Origin of the sequence: Mycobacterium sp. IS-1556, assembly GCF_001499985.1 — a bacterium.
Classification (GTDB): domain Bacteria; phylum Actinomycetota; class Actinomycetes; order Mycobacteriales; family Mycobacteriaceae; genus Mycobacterium.
Genome location: NZ_LQIM01000039.1, coordinates 267,327 through 289,159, shown reverse-complemented (window position 1 = coordinate 289,159; position 21,833 = coordinate 267,327). Strand labels below are relative to the sequence as shown.

Here is a 21,833-nt window from a genome sequence, read left to right as displayed (position 1 = left end):
AGATGAACAGCGTCGTACTCGCAGTCAACTTCGCCGACGGCTGGCACGGTTTCTGGACCGGCAACATCGGTGTGTGGATCCTCGACCGGGGCGTGCGGATCGCGCTGCTTCTGATCGGCGGCGTGCTGGCCGCCCGGTTCATCAACTGGGCCGCGGTCAGGATCGTGCGCCGACTCGACGCCGAGTACATGGGCAGCGATCAACTGGTGCGTTCGGAGAGCACCAAGCATCGCCAGGCCGTCGCCTCGGTGATCTCATGGGTGTCGGTGGCGCTGCTGTTCGTCATCGTGCTCATCGAGATCACCGACATACTCGCCGTCCCGGTTGGTTCGCTCGTCGCCCCGGCCGCCGTCTTGGGCGCCGCGCTGGGCTTCGGTGCGCAGCGCCTGGTGCAGGATCTGCTCGCCGGGTTCTTCATCATCACCGAAAAGCAGTACGGTTTCGGCGATCTCGTCGCGCTGACCGTCACCGGTGTGACCGTTCCGGCCGAGGGCACCGTCGAGGACGTCACGCTGCGCGTCACCAAGCTGCGGTCGAGCGAGGGCGAGATGATGACGATCCCCAACGGTCAGATCGTCAAGTCGGTGAACCTGTCGAAGGACTGGGCGCGCGCCGTCATCGACATCCCTGTGCCGACGTCGGCCGACCTCAACGAGGTCAACGATCTGTTGCACGGGGTCGCCGAGAACGCGTACGAGGATCCGGGGCTGCGCGATCTGCTGCTCGACGCCCCGCAGTTGATGGGCGTGGAGAGCATCGAACTCGACACCGTCAACCTGCGGATGGTGGCCCGGACCCTGCCCGGTAAGCAGTTCGAGGTCGGCCGGCGGCTTCGGGTGCTCGTGATCCGCGCGTTGCGCCGCGGCGGAATCGTCTCACCCGGCGACGGACAGACCCCGATGGTCGCCGCTATTCCGCACCCCGCGGCGGTCGCGGGCGGATCAGGCGAAGAGACCAGGGGAGCGCCGGAGCAGAAGCAATGACGAGTTGGTTTAAGGCCCGTTTCGGCCGGATGCGCGTGTCGACGATCGTGCTCATCGTCGCGTTCGCCGGGCTGTTCTGGGTCAACCAGTCGTTCGAGCCGCCACCATCCCAAGCGCCCACCCAAGCTCCCGCGGTGGTCCCGCCGGGCTTCGTGCCGGACCCGAACTACACGTGGGTGCCGCGCACCAACGTGCGACGGACCACGGAACCGTCGTACACGACCACGACGGCCCCGACTACGACCACCACGACCACGACGAGCCCGACCGAGTCCACGACGACCAGTCCGACGCCGACGACGACGGTGCAGGACCCGGACGGCATCGGCCCGCGCGCCCCGACCACCGAGACGGTCACACCGGAAACGACGACCGAGGCGCCACCACTGATGCCACCGCAACCGCAACTGCTGCCGCAGGGCGCGACCACAACTCCGCCCAGCTAGGGCATTGCCGTCGCCCGGCTACACTGGCGACCCGTGATGATCACCCTCAACAACGTGACGAAGCAGTACAAGTCGTCCGCGCGCCCGGCGCTCGACAACGTCTCGGTCAAAATCGACAAGGGTGAGTTCGTCTTCCTCATCGGCCCGTCGGGTTCGGGCAAGTCGACGTTCATGCGCCTACTGCTGGCCGAGGAGAGCCCCACACACGGGGACATCCAGGTGTCGAAGTTCCATGTCAACAAGCTGCCGGGCCGCCACATCCCCAGCCTGCGCCAGGTGATCGGCTGCGTATTCCAGGACTTCCGGCTGCTGCAGCAGAAGTCCGTCTTCGAGAACGTTGCGTTCGCGCTCGAGGTCATCGGCAAGCGCGGCGACGTCATCAATCGCGTGGTCCCCGATGTGCTGGAGATGGTCGGCCTGTCGGGCAAGGCGAACCGGCTGCCCGCGGAGCTGTCCGGCGGCGAACAGCAGCGCGTCGCGATCGCCCGGGCCTTCGTCAACCGGCCCCTGGTGCTGCTCGCCGACGAGCCCACCGGCAACCTGGACCCTGAAACCAGCAAGGACATCATGGATCTGCTCGAGCGGATCAACCGCACCGGAACCACGGTGTTGATGGCCACCCATGACCACCACATCGTCGACTCAATGCGCCAGCGGGTCGTCGAACTCGAACTCGGCCGGCTGATTCGCGACGAGCAGCGCGGCGTCTACGGAATGGATCGCTAGTGCGCTTCGGCTTCCTCATCAACGAGGTCCTCACGGGTTTTCGTCGCAACGTCACCATGACCGTGGCGATGATCCTGACGACCGCGATCTCGATCGGCCTGTTCGGCGGCGGCCTGCTCGTCGTCCGGCTCGCCGACCAGTCCCGCAACATCTACCTGGACCGCGTGGAAAGCCAGGTCTTCCTCACCGACGATGTCTCGGCCAACGATCCGTCATGCGACGCCGACCCGTGCAAGGCGCTGCGTCAGCAGATCGAGGACCGCGACGATGTGCGCTCGGTCCGTTTTCTGAACCGCGACGAGGCCTACGAAGATGCGATCAAGAAGTTCCCGCAGTACAAGGACGTGGCGGGGCGCGAGGCGTTTCCGGCGTCGTTCATCGTCAAGCTCGAGAATCCCGAGCAGCACAAGGAATTCGACGAGGCGATGGTGGGCCAACCCGGCGTGCTCAACGTGCTCAACCAGAAGGACCTGATCGACCGGTTGTTCGCGGTGCTCGACGGGATCAGCAGTGCCGCGTTCGCGGTGGCGTTGGTGCAGGCCATCGGCGCGGTCCTGTTGATAGCCAACATGGTTCAAGTCGCGGCGTACACCAGGCGCACCGAGATCGGCATCATGCGACTGGTCGGCGCCAGCCGCTGGTACACCCAGTTGCCGTTCCTGGTCGAGGCGATGCTGGCCGCGTTGATCGGCGTGGTCATCGCGATCGTCGGGCTGATTTTGGTGCGGGCGCTGTTCCTGGAGAACGCGCTGAACCAGTTCTATCAGGCGAACCTGATCGCCAAGGTCGACTACGCCGACGTGCTGTACTTCAGCGCCCCGCTGATGCTGTTCCTGGGTCTGGCGATGTCCGGAATCACCGCCTACGTCACACTTCGGCTCTACATCCGAAGGTAGCCATGCCAAAACAGGGCGGCAAGAAAGCGGACCCCACCAAGTCCGGCAACAACAAGATCGTCGCGTCGAATCGCAAGGCTCGACACAACTATTCGATCCTGGAGACCTTCGAGGCGGGCATCCAATTGGTCGGCACCGAGGTGAAGAGCCTGCGCGACGGGCAGGCCTCGCTGGCCGACGCGTTCGCCACCGTCGACGACGGCGAGGTGTGGCTCCGCAACGTGCACATTCCCGAATATCACCACGGCACCTGGACGAACCACGCGCCGCGGCGCAACCGGAAGCTGTTGTTGCACCGCAAACAGATCGATCAGCTCATCGGTCGTATCAGGGACGGCAACCTCACCCTGGTGCCGCTGTCGCTGTATTTCTCCGAGGGCAAGGTCAAGGTGGAATTGGCGTTGGCCCGCGGTAAAGAGGCCCGCGACAAGCGCCAGGACCTGGCGCGCCGCGACGCGCAGCGTGAGATCACCCGCGAGCTGGGTCGCCGCGCCAAGGGTATGACCTGACCTTCCGCCCTTCACCGCGAGCGACCGTGTCTGTACATCGACACGCCGCGAAAATGCGTACAAACGCGGTCGCTCGCCGCTGGTGAGCGTTACGTTCAGGCGCGTGAGCAGCCCTTCGCGACCGGTGACCCATCTCGACAAAGCCGAAGTGTTGGCCGCACTCTTCGCGCAGTGGGACGCCATCGACGACGTGGTCGCCGGCTTGTCCGACGCGCAGTGGCAGGCGCCGACAGCGCTGCCGGGGTGGTCGGTACGCGACGTCGTCGCGCACGTGATCGGGACCGAGTCGATGGTGCAGGGCGTGGCCGCGCCTGAGGCCGATATCGACGTGTCGACGCTCGAGCACGTCCGCAACGAGATCGGCGTGATGAACGAACGGTGGGTGCGCAAGCTGCGCAACCTTCCCGCCGACGAACTACTGCAGACGTATCGAACGATCACCGCTGAGCGCCGCGATGCGTTGACGGCGATGGGCGAGGCCGACTGGAACGACGTCACCGCGACGCCGGCGGGTCCGGACACCTACGGGCGGTTCATGCGGGTGAGGATCTTCGACTGCTGGATGCACGAACACGACATCCGGGACGCGATCGGTCGACCCGTGGCGAACCCGACCGGCGCGCCGGCCGAGCTCGCGCTCGACGAGATGGCGGCCAGCATGGGGTTCGTGGTCGGCAAGCTGGGCCGGGCTCCGGACGGATCGCGGGTTTCGATCGTGCTGACCGGCCCGCTGGGCAGGACCATCAACGTCGCGGTCGACGGCCGGGGCAGGGTCGTGGAGGACTTCGGCGAGGCCGATCCAACGGCGACGATCACCCTCGATGCCTTACTGTTCGCCCGCCTGGCCGGTGGACGGACCACGCTGGCTCGACATGCCGATGCGATCGCCTACGCGGGCGACGAGGACACCGGCAGGCGTGTTGTCGAGCACCTCAACTACGTGATCTGACCAGCGACGATGGGCCGAAACGGGCATAAATCCTTGGCATCGGCTGTTGAGTCTGGCGTACGATGGATTGTCCTGCCGAAGGTCGGCGGGGATGCGAGGGGCTGAACGGTTTCGACTTCGCGCATCGAATCAAGGGAAGCGTGCCGGTGCAGGCAAGAGACCACCGTAAGCGTCGTTGCAACCAATTAAGCGCCGATTCCAATCAGCGCGACTACGCTCTCGCTGCCTAAGCGACAGCTGGTCCGTCAGACCGGGGACTCCCTCGACCCGGATCCTGGCGTCATCTAGAGGGATCAACCGGTGAGTCCGGTCGCGGGACTCATCGGGACACCAAACAGCGACTGGGATCGTCATCCTGACTTGTTCGCGCGATCAGGAGATCCGAGTAGAGGCATAGCGAACTGCGCACGGAGAAGTCTTGAGGGAATGCCGTAGGACCCGGGTTCGATTCCCGGCAGCTCCACTTTTGAAGTACAGATAACTTCATACGGAGAACCTCCTTGCCGACGCGACAAAGTGTCATACCCGTGGAGTACCACGGGATGCGCAGTCGGCAAGGAGGTTTCTTCATGCGGATAGTTGCGGTGCAGAGGAGCACACATCCGCGCGAAGTGCTGCGCGGTCCCGACGATTTGGCGTCACTTTGTGGTCGTCGGTTGTGCAGACGCTCGACCGCCACGACATCCCGGACGGCCTTCCGTTCATCGTCGATGACGACGGCTACTCCGGGGCGTCCGTCACTGCACCCCGTGAAGAAGCAGGGTGTGGCTGCTGCCGTCGATGACGCCGGCACGCTGGTGGGCGTCGGCGAGGAGTTGCGAGCCGGCGTGCTCGCGCGCCTTCTGGGGGTCGGTGACCTCAAACAGCACGATCGCCTCTTGCTGATCGGCGGCGTTGAGCGCGACGAAGACGAGGTTCATCCCCGCTGCCCGGCGAACCTCGGTGACCGAGTCGAACGCGGTGCGCCACCGGGTGTAGTCGGTGAATCGCTGTCTGATCAATGCGTACGGCATGGCTGTCTCCTAATCGGGTGCTGAAGGATGCGGGTGGTGGCAGATCGGTTCACGCTGCGGTGCGCTCGCACGCCCGGTAGGCGGTCAAGACGTTGAGGCGGTGCAGGTTTCGGCACAGGTCGAGCAGCCCCGCTTGAGCCGGCGCCGTCGGTCCAGGTAGGGCCGCGAGCGTCTCCATCAGGCCGGTGTCGAGGCCGTCGGCCCAGGGGTTCGTGCAGGACGCCGCGGTTTCCTCGACCGTACGGCCCACCCGGAATGCCTCCGCCACTTCGTCGTTCAGTCGCTCGAGGTACTCGAGTAGTGCGGTGATCGCCTCGGGTCCGGCTCCCATCGGCCCGTGGCCGGGAACGATCGTCTCCAACTCCGGGAGGGCCTCGCGCATCTTGCGTAGCGAATCGAGGTAGGGTTCGGGGCCGGCCTGCAGCAGCATGTGAGCGACCCCGGCATGGCAGAGATAGTTGCCCGTCCAGGCCGTGCGCGCCGACGGCACGTAGACGATGGTGTCGCCGGGACCGTTGCCGGGCCCGAAGTGATGCAGCTCGACGCTCTGGTCGCCGAGGTCGATCTCGGCATAGTCGTCGAAGACGACATCCGGCAGGCGCCAGGCGGTGATGTCGTCGAAAAGCGCCTTGTCGTCGTACATGTTCGCCGACCGCACCAGCTTCTCGTATTCCAGATCGGACATATTGTCGCGGTTGATGCGTGACGAGATGACGGTGACGTCGTCGGCGAACGCGATGTTCCCAAAGGTGTGGTCGCCGTGATAGGTGGTGTTGACCAGGTACCGGATCGGCGCCTCGGAAAGCTGCGTGGCGTGGCGCTGGATCGTGCGGCCCACATCGGCGACGATTCCGGCGTCGATCACCAGGGTGGCCTTCGACCCGAACACCACACCGTTGTTGTCCTTTGGGTGCCGGTTTGCCAGCAGCGCGAAGACGCCATCTGCGATGCGGTGGGGCCGCAGTTCTAGACCGACAGGGCTCAGGTCGGGTCCACGGAACCCATCCGGCCGTTCGGCGATCTCTTTGTCGAAAATGTGCATGGTTCTGCCTTTCATGGATGGGTTTCGCGGGAAGTCAGCGTCGGTCCAGGCCGGATAGTCGCCGTGCGAGACGCCGTCTGATCGCGGGGACCGTTCCGGCAATGCGCATGGCGCGGTTGCGGATCCGACGACGACGGGACGATACGGTGGCGAGGTCGGTGAGCCTGCTGGCGAGCGAGACAACTTGCTCTGCGGTGCGACGACGGTCGGAGGCGTAGTCGTCGAGGAGGCCGGCGGGCTCCCCGGAAAGCACACGGGACAGCGAACTGCCGAGCGCGACCGCGTCCTCGATACCCAGGTTCATCCCCTGACCGCCGGCCGGTGAATGGACATGTGCGGCGTCACCGGCGAGCAGGATCCGCTTGTCACGGAAGGCATCGGCGATGCGGTGATGCACGCGGAACCGCGAACCCCACACCACTTCCTCGATCACGACGGGCCTGGCCTTCGGCCCGCGTTCATCGAGAAGGCGTTGCACGAACGCCATGTTCGGGTGCTGGGGCGCATCGTCGACGGTCGCCACGATCCGGTACATCCCGTCGGGCAGCGGCGCGACCACCACCAAACCCGCCGGTGAGAAGTACAAGATGACCTCGTCGGCCGGCACACCGCCCGACATGCGCACGTCGGCCAAGGTGAACGATTCTTCGTAGGTGCCGCCGCTGAATAGGATGCCTGCCTGCTCGCGGACCGTGCTGTGCATGCCGTCAGCACCGACCACGTAACGCGCCCGAACCCGTTGTCCGTCAGCGAACGTCGCGTGGACTGCGTCGCCGTCCTGCACGATTTCGGTCACGGCCGCCGGACGGATGACCTTCGCACCCAGTTCCTCGAGCCGAGCCAGCAGGAACGCCTCGGTGTCGGCCTGGGAGATCATCAGGGTGTACGGGTACGGGGTGGGGAGCTCGCTGAACGGCACGGCGATCAGCAGGTCGTCGCGGTCGCGGATCGTGAACGTCGGTGTGTGGACACCGCGCGCGACCAGGTCAGGTGTCACGCCGTAAGGCTCGAGCAGTTCGAGGGTGTGCGGGTGCACGACGGCGGCTCGGGACGTGTTGGCGCCTTCGGCTTGGTTGTCGACGACGGTCACGTCGTGACCCTGTTGCGTCAAGACGATGCCGGCTGTGAGGCCGACGGGTCCGGCTCCGACAACGAGGACATCTGTCGGGGTGAATAGCATCTTGGCTCCTTTGTCAACGTTTGTTGGTCAACGTCTGTTGGCATCAAGGTATGCCGATTACCGGCTCTTGTCAACGGCTGTTGGCCTACAATCGTTGACATGAGGCGATCTTCGACCGAGACCAAGGCGGTCATCCTGGCCGCAGCCCGCGAGCGATTCGCGGCAGACGGGTACGACCGGGCAACCATCCGGGCCATCGCGGCGGAGGCCCGGATCGACCCGGCCATGGTGATGCGCTACTTCGGCAGTAAAGAGCAGTTGTTCGCCAGCGCAGCCGAATTCGACCTGGAACTGCCGGATCTGACGCAGGTCTCGCGGGACCGACTCGGGGCGGCCGTGGCCGCACACTTTCTCGACCGCTGGGAGCGGGATAACGCCCTGGTGATCCTGTTGCGCGTCGGTGTCACCAACAACGCCGTGGCGGAGCGGATGCGAACGATGTTCGCCGCGCAGCTCGCCCCGGCCATCGCACGGGCGATTGAGAATCCGCAGAACGCGGCGGTACGAGCGGGCCTGGTGGCCTCTCAGGTGCTCGGGATGGCGCTGTGCCGGTATGTGCTGGGATTCGGTCCGCTGGCGAACATGTCACGGGCCGATGTCATCGACTGGATCGGCCCGACGCTCCAGCGCTACCTGACCGGGTAGCCGGGTGAGACCAGCGCTCTGGTGGGTTACCGCGCCCCGGCTGTCGGCGAACGCGTCTGCGCACGAGGCCTGCGGTTCGCATTTAATACTCCACCCGGAAGTTGCCGATCAGCTGGACCACATTGTCGTCGGGATCAGCGATCGGAAATAGTCGTACGCCCCTATTCGCGTCGATGATCTCGCCGGTCCCAAGACCCAACTCGCGAAGTTCGCGAACGCCTTCCTCGAAGTCAGAAACGGCCAAGTTGAGCATCCCGTTGCCGGCGCGCACGGGGTCCTCGGTCACCTGCACCCAGCCGCCCTCGGTGACCTGCCATTCGACCAGGTTCGGCATCGGGTTGTTGTCGGGTTCGCGGCCGAAAAGCGTGGTGTACCAGGCTCGTCCTGCTTCGATGTCGCTCACCGCGACGACGGCCAGCACGAAGTCAACATGCACCATGATCAGTTCTCCTTTGCATCAGCGACTTCGGCGAATTCCGCTGCCAGGCTGTCCAATTGCTGCGCGGTTCCGTGTTCCCGCCACTCGGGCTGTTCCTGGCCGGGTAGGTAGATTCCGTGCTCGGTCAGCACTAGCCGGGTGTCGGCATCTTCTGCCCGGAACTCGACACTGGTGACCGAGACCGTCGACAGTCGGTCCTCTGTGTGCAGCGTCGACGTAGTGAGAATTCGTTCATTGAGCACGATGTCGGCGTAGCGGGCCTCATAGGTGAGCGCTCGACCCTCGCCATCGAACCCCCGCACCGTCTCGAGGCCGCCGACCACAAAGTTCTGAGAGTGCTCGGCGCCCTGGGCCATCCAGCGTCTGCGCGCCTCCGGATCCGCCCAAGCCTGAAAGACCCGCTCGACCGAGACCGGATAGCGACGCTCCAGCGTGAACGTCGAGTGCGTTATCTCCATGATCAATGTCCCTTCAGATAGTCGTCGAGTTGATCGAGCTGCCGTTCCCACTCCGTACGCTGGCGGCCGAGCCACTGCTCGGCTTCACGCAGCGCCATGGGTTCGATCCGGCAGCTGCGCACTCGGCCGACCTTTTCGGTGACGATCACCCCAGCCGCCTCCAGCACCTGCAGGTGCTGCATCACCGCAGGCAACGACATCGTCAGCGGCTCAGCCAGCGCCTTCACCGTCGCCGGACGGCGCACCAGCCGCTCGACAATTGCGCGACGGGTCGGGTCGGCGAGTGCCTGGAACACGCGGCCGATCCCGTCGGCACCGGATTGGTTAGGCACATACTTAACTATTACGGTAGACCGCGGGAAAGTCAAGTAAATCGTTAACTATTACGTCGGCGCCGCCATGCCGATCCTCGTACCGTCGCCGGGCCTCCGGCGACAGTTACGTCTAAACCCGTTGTGGCTCAGGCGAATTTTTCGTAACCGCGGATTCCGCCGTATGCAATGCTGTTACCACTCGTTTGAGCCATCAGCACACGGAGCCCGCCATGAAGCAGCTCACCGAACAGGACGAGAATGCGATCCTAGATCTGTTTCTCGGGATGTACTATTTCCAATTTCTGGCGTCCGCCGTCGAACTCGACCTGTTCACGGTGCTCTCCCGCTCGCCGGGTCTCACACGCGAAGAGCTCGCCGAGCAGCTGAAGCTCGAGAACCAGCCCGCGCGCATTCTCCTGCTCGGCTGCAGCGCGGTCGGCCTGCTCCGAAAGGAGGGCGACCGCTACTTCAACACATCAGGCGCGGAGCGGTTCTTCTCGAAAGCGCACCCGGCGAACATGGTGCCCGCTGTGCGAATGGCGAACCATATTCAATATCGGCCCATGGCGCGGCTCGCGGAGGCGCTCAGGACCAACACCAATGTCGGGCTGCAGGAGATCCCGGGATCCGCGTCGAACCTCTATATGCGGCTCGCGGAAAATCCGCCGTTGGAGAAGATCTTTCACGAGATGATGAGCCTCGTTTCGTTCGGAACCGCGGCCTTCCTCGCGGAAACGCTCGACCTGTCCCGTCACCGTCGGCTGCTGGACGTTGGCGGTGGCGAGGCGGTGAACGCCACCATCCTCGCGGGCCGCTGGCCCGACATGCATGTGACCGTCCTGGACCTTCCGACCGTCGCGGAATCCACCCGTGCCCGGCTGGCGGCGCAGGGGATGGCCGAGAGAGTCGCGGCCGTCGGCGGAGACTGTTTCGCGGAGGAGCTCCCCGAAGGATTCGATGCGATGCTGTTCTCCCGATTCCTCTCGATCTGGTCCGAAGAGAAGGTTCGCAGTCTGCTCGCCAAGGCCGCTCGGGCGCTGCGGCCGGGAGCGAGCCTCTATGTGATCGAGGCGCTGCAGGACGACGACGAGATGGGGCCGCCCTTCGTAGCGCACCTTTGCGCCTACTTTTTGACGCTTGCCTCCGGCGAGGGAATGGTCCGAACATGGGCTGAATGGATGAGCTGGTTGGAGGAGGCCGGTTTCGAGTCCTGCTCGCGGCGTTCTCTCCCCGGCGGCATGTCGGAGTTCCTCATCGAGGCCGTGAGAGCAGGTAACTGACGGTACCGTCAACCGGTTCTCCGATTCCGCGGAATTGCGCGCGCCATGGGTCTACCGTTGATGCGGTCGCAATGAGCTCTCACGAGGCTCACCAAAGGTGGGGTCATGGCCGACGCGATTGTCGTATTGCGGGGTCGTCTGAAATCGCCGACGGGCGGAAACCTGCCCCTCGGCTATCGGGTCACCGCAGCCTTCAGGCAGAACTTCGCGATCGATCCTGACGACGCCACAAGCGTTGTTCCCGTACCGGTCTCGCGCTCCGCGAGTACAGACACCGATGGGGTGTTCGCCGTCGAACTGGCGCCTGCGAACGAGATTCAGGGACCGGTCGCCGTCACGGCGCTGGCCCCTGACGGCTCGACCGCCGGGCAGATTACGGTCGAAACCGACGCACTGGAACGAGAAGTCACGCTCGACATCGGTGAGCTGGAACCGTTCGTCCTGACGCCCACCGACGACCCCACGCTCGGTCGACCGGTGAGGTTGACCGGACGTGCGATGGGGCCCGCCGGACAGAAGACCCCGGTCGGCCTCCCCGTGGTCATCTGGGGGATCGGACCGGACCAAGGGGCCGATGCCCATCCACTCGTGGTGACGCAGACACAGAAGGACGGCTACTTCTCCGGTTCGTGGCCTCCGGCGGCGTTGACGACGGCGTTCGGCACCGTAGCGGGAGGCCCGCGGATCCCGATTCCCTTGGACCCGCAGATGCGGTTGCCGCGCCGCGTCATTCTCGTTACCCCGCTTGATGTTTCGACTTCCGACGAGGATCCGTGCTCGTGCCATGCTTCGCCGCCTCGAGCACCCGACGCCGTCGACCTGGTGAGCAATTCGGCGACCTTCTCGACCGACCTCGGTGGCGGCCGTTGCGTCAACCTGAACACACCGAACCGAGTGCTGGAAGAGTTCTCGTATTTCAAGGTGGTGCGGACGACACAGCCAGAGGTGAAGGGCGTCACGCCGACTCGACCGCCGATCCTGCCGCCGCGGATCGTGTCGGAGTTGGTCGATCTCGTCGCCGAGCCTGCAGTCGATCCCACGGTCGGACGAGAAGCGCCCGATCGCCCCGTGCCGGAGCTTGCGCTCGAGGCGGCCGTCGCCAAACGAACACTCGGTTACCCCGAGAACGTGACATCGCGCGCGCTGGCGAACGTCGGCCTCAGCACCGAGTTCAGGCAAGTTGCCGACGTGGTCCGCGCCATCGCCTGCCCGGCCCCTGGGCGCGACGCGAACCTCAGCGTCGCGATCGACTGGGACGACTCGTCGCTGCCCTGGCAGGCGACCACCGTGGCGCACGGTCACCTGCTGCACTTCAAGCAGACGTGGCGCGCGGACGGTTACTCGATGGGCGACCTGTTGTATTCGCTGCCCCTGGCGCCATGCCAAAAGAAGGAAATCGCGGTAATCGATTGGGAGCGACAGGAAACGGCGACACGCCAGGAGCTGCTCGAAGAAGAAGAGGCGCTGACGTCCTTGCTCAGCCGCGATCGCGACGTCGCTGAAATCGTCGGCTCGTCGCTGGAAGAGGGCCAACGCGCGGGCTCCTCGACAACCGTGTGGGGCGCCAGCGGAGGCGGCGGACTGGGATTCATCGGATCGGGCTTCGGAATCTTCGCCGGGGCGGCAGGCGGTGGCGGAGGGGCCAGCTCCACCGCTTGGTCGGATTCGTCACGCAGTCTGAGCGCCAATTCGCTTCAGCAGATCCGCGATCAGACGATGCAAGCGGCAAGCGCGATAAGGGATCAGCGCGCCACGGTCGTCCAGGCATTCGGTCAAGGTGAGTCGATGAACGTCGAGACCGAAGTGGTGGCCAACCACAACCACTGTCATGCCATCACGGTCGAGTACTTCGAAGTGCTCCGGCACTTCCAGCTCTCACACGAGCTCGCGGATGTGCAGGAGTGTCTGTTCATCCCGCTGTTGATGACCTACTTCGACGAAGAGAAGGCGCTGCGGTGGCGGGAAATGTTGGACGGCCAATTGCTCGACCCCAGCTTGGGTGACGGTTTCGACTGTGCGCAGCGGGTCCGGAACAACTGGCTGAACAGCGACACCCCGCAGAATCGTTACAGTGAAGAGGCGCCCGAGCAGTTGGAGGGCGAACTTCGCATCAGCTTCATTCTTCCGCGGCCCCGTGACAACGAAGAGGCGAAGTTCGTTCCCGGCAACTGGGGTCCCTACCAACCGTATCTGTGGTCGAGCGCCGTCGAGTGGTGGGTGGCGAAGCTGGAGCGGCTCGCCATCGCAGAGCGGGATCGCGTCTTCCGGGAGGAAGCAGCCCCGCGCATCGCCGAGAACATGATCCAGAATCTTCGCTTCGGCTATGTCACCACCTCCGGTGGCGAGATCGAAATCAGCTTGGACGCAACGCTGGTCTCCCGCTACTCCGAAGGCGCGCCGCTCTACGTCAGCCTCCGGCCCGCGGGCGGATTGCCTTCGATCCCACGCGAAGAAATCGCCCGGTTCAAGATCTGGTTCGACGGCGACCTCCCGCCCGATGCGCGAATCATGGTGGAAAGCGGTGCCATCCGCTATCACACACCGCATCTCCGGCATTTCCTCTTCCAGGCGCCCCGGCTGCTGAACGACCTGGTCGACAACGACGCGGTAGTGGTGGCCACTCCTCTGTCGCGCGAGGAGCTACGCAGCCCGAGGGAAGAGGATCGGCAGCGCAGCCGCGAGCTCATCGCTCACCTGAACAAGCACCTGGAGTTCTTCCACCAGATCATCTTTCGCAGCTTCCACCCCAATCACCGTTACATGCTGCTCGACGGTTTCGAGGTGCCGGACGGGAGCGGCAGGAGTCTCGCGAGCGTGGTGGAGAACCGGCTGATCGGCATCGTCGGCAACAGTCTGGTGATGCCGGTGGCACGCGGACACCACCTCGATCCGATTTTCAACCAGGATGTCGAGCGCCCCATCGACCTGCTGGCGCACTACGCGCCGACCGAACCCGTGCCGGCAATGCGGGTGAGCGTGCCCACCCGCGGCGTGTATGCCGAGGCCATCATGGGCGACTGCAATGCGTGTGAGAAGAAGGACGACACCCGGTTCTGGCGGTGGCAAGAGGCCCCTTGCCCGGACGAGCCGACTCCGATCCAACCGGTGTCGACTGCCAGCCGCGCAACCGAGGCACCGGATGTGACGCCCACAGGATTCCCCGAACCGGTCATCAACATCCAGAACGCGCCGGCCGTGCCGGATCCCACCGGTCTGAGTCAGGCGCTCGGAATCCTCGGCCGCGCCGACCTTTTCCAAGACATCACCGGACTGGAGGGCAACCAGAAGAACGCTCTCGCCGCTCTACAGGGCACCATGAACACCGCAAAGTTCTTCGGCGGCAAGGCCGCAGACTTCGCCATGCAGCAGGAAACCAGCAAGAGCATCGACCGCACATTGGACAACATCGAGCGGGCCCGCGCCGCCGACCTCATCACCGACGAACAGGCGCGCGCTATCACCCGCAGCGCGCTGGAATCCATGATCGGTCAGTCGCGCCCCGCATCACAGGCACCGCAGGACTCACCCGCAATACAGAAGGCGATCGACGCGGCCTCTCAGGGGTCGAAGGGCGAGATCACGGTCACGACGCCGGGTGAGTCGGTTCAAGCGAGCTTCGAGGATGCTGAACCAGACGTGGCAGAGGAAGGCGTGACGGGCGGCGCGTTCGTCCCGCAGTTCGACAACTTCTCGAGTTGGGCCTCGATCGGTCTGTCGACAGGTGGACAGGTCAACCCGGTGAGCGGGTCTCCGGGACACACGAAGTTCGAAGAGCCGGCCGCAACGACGGCTCGTACCTTCCTCGACAACCTACTGACCACGAAGACTCAGCCGGGGATGGTGGGCCAGACCCCGGCGGTCATCGTCACCCAGATGCTCTGGGGCCGATCCGTTTTGGATCACGGACAATTCGCGAAGGTGGATCCGAGCGACCCCACCAAGTTCCAGATTCGGATTGCGGGCCGAATCTGCTATCCCGCGAATCCAAAGAAACCCAATCGCGTTGCGGGCACCACTCGCGTCCCGGTCGTCGCGATCCTGCACGGTTGGGCACCTCAAGACCTCGCGTTCGACAACTGGTCCGAGCTGGACCGCAAACAGGAGCAGCAGCCCAACGGCTCGCTGAAGGTGACGATCAGAGGCAGGGCCACCACCATCAGCCAGCCAAAACCCAGCTACCACGGCTTCGAATACCTGCAGAAGGAGTTGGCGAAGCACGGCATCGCCTCGATCAGCGTCGACAACACCATGCTCGACCTGGTCAACAACTTCCTGAACGCACGCGCGATCTCCTTCCTCACGACACTGGACGAATGGAAGAAGGAAGTCGACGGCAATGCCAAGAATCCGTGTCACGGCATGCTGGACTTCGACAACGTTGGCTTCCTTGGGCATTCGCGGGGCGGTGACGCCGTGGTGACCGCGGTGAAGATGAACAAGGCTCGCACATCGTCGACATCCGGACCGCGCAGGTTCGGCGTCAGTGCGGTCTGCTCGCTGGCCCCGTCGGACTTCACCGGCTCGGCTACCGACGACGCAGTCACGCTGGTGAACAACGACATGCCGGTCAGCCCTCTTCTCCTGACGTACTTGGTGGTGTATGGATCTCTCGACGGCGACATCCTGGGTGACAGCCTCGGCGCCCTCGGGCCCCACGGCACCCTCGCGGGAACGGGTTTCCGGCTCTATGACCGCGCGTTGTGCAGAAAGATGATGGTGTTCGCGAAAGGGGCCTGCCACAACCGGTTCAACACGAACTGGGGAACCGAGCCTCGCGTCATCACGACCGATCCGGCACTGCTGAATGATGCGAAGCATCAGACACTGGCGAACTTCTACATCGCCGGGTTCTTCAGGAACCGGCTCGGTGGAGAGTCGGCGTTACATCGTCGATTCACCCGAGACCAGAAGCCACCGGCAGGTATCACGGTTGCGCTGCAATACTCGTTCGGTCAGAAGAAGGTGCTCGACAGCTTCGAGGGACCGCAGAACGAGCTCGGTGTCGCACGCAACATGGCGATCGGAACCGTCACACCACTCAAGGACCTCGCCGTCAAACCGGCCGGCGCCCCGGCGCCGATCCCCCAGGGCCGACACATCCCGCATGTCACGGGCGTAGCGCACGCCGACGTCACGCTGGCCACCACATCATCGCGGTGGTTCACCGATCCTCTGCCAGACCCGATGGGCGCCAACTCCGACTGGTCGGCCTTCACGTTCCTGCAGTTCCGGTTCGGACAGTGGTACGACGTGACCACAGAGACGATCTCGGGCAAGCCCGCGCATCTGCGTGTCACGCTCGAAGACTTCGACAACAACTCGGCGGTGGTCAACGAGTCGGAGTTCTTTCCCGCCGAAGCGCCGGGAAAGCCGTTCGTACACAAACACCGTGAGCTGAACTCACCCGACAAGCTGTCCACGCTCCTGCGAATGGACACCGTACGCATCCCGTTGGCGCTGTTCAAGAAGCGCGGTGCCAAATTGAACAAAGTCCGAGCGGTCCACTTCGACGTGGACAAGACCGACAACACCCACGTCTACATCGACTCTCTTGAACTCGACCGGTGAGGTGACGAAATGCAGGTGACCAGAGCGCATTTCGAGGAGCTGGAGTCGGGCGCGGTTCCTGGCTTCGCGATGAAGGTGTACGTCGAGGGGGAGGACTTCGAGCGACGGGCGGTCCCATTGCAGGCGCGAGTCGGCGAGCAGCGGGTCGACCAACTCTTCGTCGCGCCGGATGGATCCGGGTTCGCGGGCGTGCTTGCGGAGGTACCGAATGACGGTGATCGGTTGTTCGTGAGGTACGCCGACGCCATGGAACTGACGACGAACGTCGTGTTCGGTTCAGAGGTGGTCGGCTGATGGTGACCTTGAGGGGCGAACTGTCCGCGGCCGTTGAAACCGACTTCACCCGTTTCGGTCTCACGGTTCTGTTCCAGCGGGTTGTCGTGCCGCCCCGTCGTGGAGACGAAGGGCTGTTGTCCCCGGCGTCCGTTACCGACCGGCCGGCTGCCGACGGCTCCTTCGCCGTCGACTTGGGACCCGACGACGAGGTGCAAGGCCCCTTCAAACTGCTCGTCACCTCGCCGACGGGAAACGCCGTCGCCGAGCGTGACGTTGCACCCGGTGACATCGGACAGCCCGTGGAGATCGAAGTCGTGCCGGTGCCGGCCGTCACGCTCCCCGCGGGGCGCGACCCGCTCGAAGGGGTCCGGCTAAGCATCAAGGGCCGGGTACTTCGCACGACGGGCGAACCCGCTGCCGCCGATCTTCCCGTCGTCCTGTGGGGCGCGTCCGAAGACAACGGGCCGCCGAGAGCGGTAGTGACGACCGCGACCGTCACCGGCGGCTACTTCACGGCGGACTGGCCGCCTGATCGACTCGCGCGGGCCTTCGCCACCGTGTCCGGCCTCGACGCCGGACCCCTTTCTCTCGACGACGAGCGCCTTCCGAGGCGGGTGGTCCTCGTGCTCGACCTCGCCGAGCCCCCGTTGCCATCGACGACCGATTGCGAATGTGAGGAAGCGTCGCCGCGCACGCCCGATCAGGAAGATCTCGTGGCGAATCCCGAAGCGTTCTCGACAGATCTCGGCGGCAGCTGTGTCGACTTCACCATGCCCAATCGAGTCCTAGAGGAGTTCTCCTTCTACGCCGTGGTTCGCACGACGCAGCCCGATGTGAAGGGGTTGACCGCAGACCCGCCGAGAGTGCTGCCGAAGCCCGTGGTCAAGAAGCTGCTCGAACTGTCACAGCGTGCCGATCTGGCCCGTGCGGCAACACAACCGGCATCCGGCGACGCCACGTCGACCGGCCGACCGTCCACCACGCGTTCGCGCGAAACCGGCGGTGCGACGGTGGCGACACGAGACGAAGCACTGGCCGGGGCCAAGCTCCATCCGCAGGTCGTTTCGGAGATGCTGATGGGACCGGGATTGTTCACGTCGGATCAGTTCGCCACCGCTCACCGCGTCTCCAAGTACCAACACGCGGCGGACCTCATCAGTGGTGCGCTGTTCAGCGGGACCCCCCGCGGTGCGGTGTCCGCGACAAACGCGATCGACTGGGACGGCACGGCCACGACTTACCAAGCGATCACCGTCGCGCACGGTCACCTGCTGACGCTCAAGCAGGTGTGGCGGGCCGACGGCTACTCGCTGGGTGATCTGCTGTACTCGCTGCCGTTGGCGCCATGTCAGAAGAAGCAGATCGCCGTCATCGACTGGGACCGCCGAACCGTCACCGCGCGGGTGGAATCGCGGACCGCCACTGAGAGCCTGCAAGCCACCCTCGCCCGTGACCGTGACATCAGCGAGATCATCAGCACCACTCTCACCGAGTCGATGCGGGGTGGGTCGAAAGCGAAAACATGGTCGGCCGGTGGTGGATTCGGCGCATTCATCGGACCGCTGGTGATCGGCGGAAGCGGTGGCGCCAGCGGATCCAGCTCGACGGCATGGCAGGACTCGGCTCGGCACCTGGCGGCATCCAGCTTGCAGCAGGTGCGAGATCGCACCCTCCAGGCCGCGAGTTCCACACGCAGCCAGCGCAGCACAGTCGTCCAGACCGTCCGGCAGGGCGAAACCATGCGTGTGCAAACGGAAGTCGTGGCCAACCACAATCACTGCCATGCCGTGACCATGGAGTACTTCGAGGTGATGAGGCATTTCCAGGTGACACACGAGCTGGCGGACGCCCAGGAGTGCCTCTTCGTGCCGATGGCCGTCAGCTATTTCAACGGAGACCGGGCGCTGCGGTGGCGCGAATCGCTGTTGACCGCGTTGCGGAGACCCGAGCTCGCCGGCGGTTTCGACGCTCTCAACAGGATGCAATCAAACTGGGCCAACGCCGATTACCCGCAGGGGCGATACGCAGATGAGCGGGTGAATTATCTCGACGGCGAGTTCCACATCTCGTTCGATCTTCCGCGCCCGGCGGACACCGACGACACGGACCTCTTCGATGCCGCGCAATGGACGCCGTACCACGGGCTGTTGACGCCGGCCGACTCGACGGAGACACAACCTCAGGCGGCCCAACGGATCTGGACGACGTTCCTCGGGCTCGAGCGACCGGAGAACCGAGACCGGGTGTGGAATGCGCAACTCGCGCCCCGCATTGCCCAGCGTCTGGTCAACCAATTCCGCTACGAGTTGATCCTCGATGACAACTCGACACAGCCGCTGGACATGGACACCACGCTGGTGGGCCGGTTCCGACAGGGGACAGCACTGCTGGTCAGCATTCGTCCCGTCAACACCACCCCGAATGTGGTGCGCGCACGGATCAAGACTTTCCGGATCACCACCGCCGCCAGTCTCCCGGTCGGCGGCCGGGTACTCGTCGAGAGCGGTAGTGCCAGATATCGAACCGACCATCTGGCGCGTGACTTGTTCAACGACTACCGGATCAACAACGACCTCAACGCGATCGATCACGTCGACGTCGCTCTCAGCCTCGACGCGCACGAGAAGTCCAATCCCCGTGCGCGAGACCGCGATCTCGCAGAACGTCTGCTCGACCACTTGAACAGCAATCTCGAGCACTACCTGCAGGCCACATGGATGCTGATGGATCCGAACAAGCGCTACATCCTGCTCGACGGCGTGCCCGCGCCTGGCGCCGCAGGCAAAAGCGTCGCCAGCGTATGCGAGAACCGTGTTTTGGGTGTCGTCGGGAACTGTCTGGTGTTACCCGTAGCGCCCGGATACCACCTCGACCCCACCTTCGAAGAGTCAGACAAGGCGACTCTCTTCGATGCGTACCGCCCGACGACACCAGTATCACCGATTCGCGTCAGCGTGCCGACGCGGGGAGTCTTCGTCGAGGCTGTCATGGGGGCGTGCAACTCCTGCGAGACGCCGGACGACACCCGCTTCTGGCGTTGGGAAGAAGCTCCTTGCCCGGACGATCCGCCACGAATTCAAGACGTCGCCACCGAAAGCAGGGCCAGGGGCGAACCGGTACTGACCCCCACACCCTTTGCATCTCCGTTGGTCAGGATCCAGAATGCGCCGGACCTGCCCGCGCCCGCATCGCTCGCCGCCGCAATGAACCTGATCGGGACACCGAATCTGTTCAAAGACATCACCGGGCTGGACCTCAATCAGCAGAACGCGGTAGCCGCTTTCCAGTCCGCGCTCGAAACGGCCCAGTTCTTCGGCGGCCGCGCAGCCGACCTCGCGCAGCAGCGATACCTCAACGGCGCGATGGACCGAACGTTGAAAGCGATTTCGGAGGCGAAGAAGAAGGGCCTGCTCGATGACGAGGGTGCCGAGGAGTTGACGCAACAAGTACTCCTCGGCTCGGTCGGCGATCGACAATCTGAACAGCCCCGTCCGACCTCCAGCGCCGCCGTCCAACGTTTCCTGGACCGAACGGCCGCAAGCGCTTCAAGCGAAGTAAACGTCAACCGCCCTGAGGGATCGGTCACCGTGAAGGCGGGCGATGCGTCGAGCGTGAACTTCAACGTCGAACCCGTGGTGCCGTTCATCCGGCAACCCGACCTCCTGACCTGTTGGGCGGCCGCCGCGGCAATGATGTACGCATGGCGGCACGGGGAAATGGCCTCCATCGAGGAGATTCTCGGACGTCTCAGCGCTCGCTGGTCGGAGATGTATGCAGCCAAAGAGCCCATTCCCAACTCTGCCCTGCCAGATCTGATGGCCGATCTCGGATTGGTTTCCGAGCCCCCGGCGAACTACTTCCCACGCGGGATCGAGCGGCTGCTGAGAACCGGTCCTCTGTGGGTGGTGACCGACGAAGACATGACGACCAACGGCATGACACACGCCGAAATCATCACGGGGATAGTCGGGGACGGCACACCGGACAAGACCAGGGTGTTGAGCAACGACCCGAGCGAGGACAAACCACGAGAGAGGCTTTTCAGCGAGCTACAGGCTCGACTGCAGGCCGCTGATGTGGTCACAACCGGATTCGGGATTTATCACTTCCCGGGCAACACGTAAACGCAGTACCGGCCTCGCGTGCCGCGCGCGGGTCGACGGCGATAGCCTTCCTGGCATGCCTCGGTCGTTCGACTGCTCTGTCGAATCCTCGGTCACTGTGCAACAGATTCACGCCGCATTCTCCGAGCGGGACTATTGGCTGGAGCACATCGCGCCACACAGTGAGACGACCGAACTCGACTCATTCGCCGTCGATGCGAACGGCGACGTACGGCTGAGGGTCGTCCAGAATCTACGGACCGCAGTTCTACCCGGCTTCTTGAGCAAACTCTATCCCCGTGGTCTGGAACTCGTGCAGGACGAGACGTGGATTCTGGATCGCGGGGTAGAAGTGCGCGGGGAGGTACACGTTCACGCCCGCGGCGCACCGGGCTCCGCGCACAGCACCGTTGTGATGGTGCCGTCGCGCGACGGCGCGCGCATCATGTGCAGTGGAACCATCAAAATCAAAGTTCCGATCGTCGGAGGAAAGCTCGAGAGTTATTTCGGTCGCCACTTGGCCGATCAGACACCCGAGATGCTGCGCATGGCCATGAAGTGGATCAAGGAGCGTGCCTGACGCCGTCGCCCACGGCCATGCAGGGAAGCGGGAGGGATGGAAAACCGCAATTGCGTGGTCGGGCGGCAAAGATCGTGATTCACTGACCTTCTCGGGGATCACTTGACGGTTGTCAGGGGGAGACAGTGGCTGACAAAGGTGCTGCTGATCGCGAGCAGAACGACGACTCGGAGTTCGCGGTGGACGTCCGCGTCCGCGTAAACCCGGGCAAAGACACCGAAATTCACGGCGTCATCGTCGAGGACTTCGGCGAGATGGCGGCGGCAGCGGTGGACATCGGAACCAACCATTTCGCCGATCCTGCCCGACGCTGGGCGGTGATCTCCGATGAGGGGAATCTCCTGTTCGCAGATTCCGACCAACTTTCCCGCGAGTGATTCCGAGACCCGAAGTGCTCTACTCGTCCGACTAGCGAACGACAGATCC

Annotated in this window: 19 protein-coding genes and 1 other RNA gene; 14 read left to right on the top strand and 6 right to left on the bottom strand. The window is 64.3% G+C overall.

Going from position 1 to position 21,833, the window contains the following annotated elements; translation table 11 throughout:
• Nucleotides 1-2: 2 nt before the first annotated feature.
• From AU187_RS21375 to ssrA, 7 genes are all read left to right on the top strand, one after another.
• Nucleotides 3-983 (top strand): mechanosensitive ion channel family protein, encoded by a 981-nt coding sequence (locus AU187_RS21375; RefSeq protein WP_059101030.1) that lies wholly within the window; start codon nt 3-5, stop codon nt 981-983.
• Nucleotides 980-1,429: an Rv3103c family proline-rich protein gene (locus AU187_RS25725; protein WP_059101029.1), complete on the top strand. Its 450-nt coding sequence runs from the start codon at nt 980-982 to the stop codon at nt 1,427-1,429. Before AU187_RS21375 ends, AU187_RS25725 begins: the two co-directional genes overlap by 4 nt.
• Before the next feature lie 36 nt (nt 1,430-1,465).
• Complete coding sequence (gene ftsE, locus AU187_RS21365; RefSeq protein ID WP_059101153.1) at nt 1,466-2,155, top strand: cell division ATP-binding protein FtsE; 690 nt, start codon at nt 1,466-1,468, stop codon at nt 2,153-2,155.
• Nucleotides 2,155-3,051 (top strand): permease-like cell division protein FtsX, encoded by an 897-nt coding sequence (ftsX, locus tag AU187_RS21360; protein WP_059101028.1) that lies wholly within the window; start codon nt 2,155-2,157, stop codon nt 3,049-3,051. The genes ftsE and ftsX overlap by 1 nt, the downstream gene beginning before the upstream one ends.
• 2 nt (nt 3,052-3,053) lie before the next feature.
• The gene (smpB, locus tag AU187_RS21355; RefSeq protein WP_059101027.1) at nt 3,054-3,560 is read left to right on the top strand and encodes an SsrA-binding protein SmpB; all 507 of its coding nucleotides are present in this window, start codon (nt 3,054-3,056) and stop codon (nt 3,558-3,560) included.
• A gap of 103 nt (nt 3,561-3,663) precedes the next feature.
• On the top strand, nt 3,664-4,509 hold the full coding sequence (locus AU187_RS21350; protein WP_059101026.1) for a maleylpyruvate isomerase family mycothiol-dependent enzyme: 846 nt from the start codon (nt 3,664-3,666) through the stop codon (nt 4,507-4,509).
• A 97-nt stretch (nt 4,510-4,606) separates the two neighbouring features.
• Nucleotides 4,607-4,975, top strand: a transfer-messenger RNA (tmRNA) gene (ssrA, locus tag AU187_RS25255).
• 271 nt (nt 4,976-5,246) lie between these two features.
• Here the strand turns inward: ssrA and AU187_RS21345 are convergent.
• From AU187_RS21345 to AU187_RS21335, 3 genes are read right to left on the bottom strand one after another with little or no spacing between them, the layout of a single operon-like run.
• Entirely contained in the window at nt 5,247-5,522 is a 276-nt protein-coding gene (locus AU187_RS21345) for a hypothetical protein (RefSeq protein WP_059101025.1), read from the bottom strand.
• A 49-nt stretch (nt 5,523-5,571) separates the two neighbouring features.
• Complete coding sequence (locus AU187_RS21340; RefSeq protein WP_156425550.1) at nt 5,572-6,564, bottom strand: MBL fold metallo-hydrolase; 993 nt, start codon at nt 6,562-6,564, stop codon at nt 5,572-5,574.
• 34 nt (nt 6,565-6,598) lie between these two features.
• Nucleotides 6,599-7,744: an FAD-dependent oxidoreductase gene (locus AU187_RS21335; protein WP_059101023.1), complete on the bottom strand. Its 1,146-nt coding sequence runs from the start codon at nt 7,742-7,744 to the stop codon at nt 6,599-6,601.
• A gap of 99 nt (nt 7,745-7,843) precedes the next feature.
• On the opposite strand from AU187_RS21335, the gene AU187_RS21330 reads away from it, so the two are divergent.
• Nucleotides 7,844-8,389 (top strand): TetR/AcrR family transcriptional regulator, encoded by a 546-nt coding sequence (locus AU187_RS21330; protein WP_059101022.1) that lies wholly within the window; start codon nt 7,844-7,846, stop codon nt 8,387-8,389.
• Between the two features lie 82 nt (nt 8,390-8,471).
• On the opposite strand, the gene AU187_RS21325 is transcribed toward AU187_RS21330, so the two are convergent.
• The 3 genes from AU187_RS21325 to AU187_RS21315 are packed head-to-tail and all read right to left on the bottom strand — an operon-like array spanning nt 8,472 to nt 9,618.
• Entirely contained in the window at nt 8,472-8,828 is a 357-nt protein-coding gene (locus AU187_RS21325) for a VOC family protein (RefSeq protein ID WP_231740392.1), read from the bottom strand.
• 2 nt (nt 8,829-8,830) lie between these two features.
• A complete protein-coding gene (locus tag AU187_RS21320; RefSeq protein ID WP_059101021.1) occupies nt 8,831-9,286 on the bottom strand; it encodes an SRPBCC family protein in 456 nt (151 codons plus the stop codon).
• 2 nt (nt 9,287-9,288) lie between these two features.
• Nucleotides 9,289-9,618 (bottom strand): ArsR/SmtB family transcription factor, encoded by a 330-nt coding sequence (locus AU187_RS21315; RefSeq protein WP_059101020.1) that lies wholly within the window; start codon nt 9,616-9,618, stop codon nt 9,289-9,291.
• Nucleotides 9,619-9,830: 212 nt separating this feature from the next.
• On the opposite strand from AU187_RS21315, the gene AU187_RS21310 reads away from it, so the two are divergent.
• The 6 genes from AU187_RS21310 to AU187_RS21285 all read left to right on the top strand — a co-directional run bounded on the left by AU187_RS21310 (nt 9,831) and on the right by AU187_RS21285 (nt 21,784).
• Nucleotides 9,831-10,880: a methyltransferase gene (locus AU187_RS21310; protein ID WP_082683931.1), complete on the top strand. Its 1,050-nt coding sequence runs from the start codon at nt 9,831-9,833 to the stop codon at nt 10,878-10,880.
• 105 nt (nt 10,881-10,985) lie between these two features.
• Nucleotides 10,986-16,448, top strand: coding sequence for an alpha/beta hydrolase (locus tag AU187_RS21305; protein WP_059167244.1), 5,463 nt, complete (start codon nt 10,986-10,988; stop codon nt 16,446-16,448).
• Nucleotides 16,449-16,457: 9 nt separating this feature from the next.
• Nucleotides 16,458-16,742: a hypothetical protein gene (locus AU187_RS21300; RefSeq protein ID WP_059101018.1), complete on the top strand. Its 285-nt coding sequence runs from the start codon at nt 16,458-16,460 to the stop codon at nt 16,740-16,742.
• Complete coding sequence (locus AU187_RS21295) at nt 16,742-20,848, top strand: papain-like cysteine protease family protein (RefSeq protein WP_059101017.1); 4,107 nt, start codon at nt 16,742-16,744, stop codon at nt 20,846-20,848. Before AU187_RS21300 ends, AU187_RS21295 begins: the two co-directional genes overlap by 1 nt.
• A 55-nt stretch (nt 20,849-20,903) precedes the next feature.
• Entirely contained in the window at nt 20,904-21,407 is a 504-nt protein-coding gene (locus AU187_RS21290) for a DUF2505 domain-containing protein (protein WP_059101016.1), read from the top strand.
• A gap of 125 nt (nt 21,408-21,532) precedes the next feature.
• On the top strand, nt 21,533-21,784 hold the full coding sequence (locus tag AU187_RS21285; protein WP_059101015.1) for a hypothetical protein: 252 nt from the start codon (nt 21,533-21,535) through the stop codon (nt 21,782-21,784).
• The last annotated feature ends 49 nt before the right edge of the window (nt 21,785-21,833 follow it).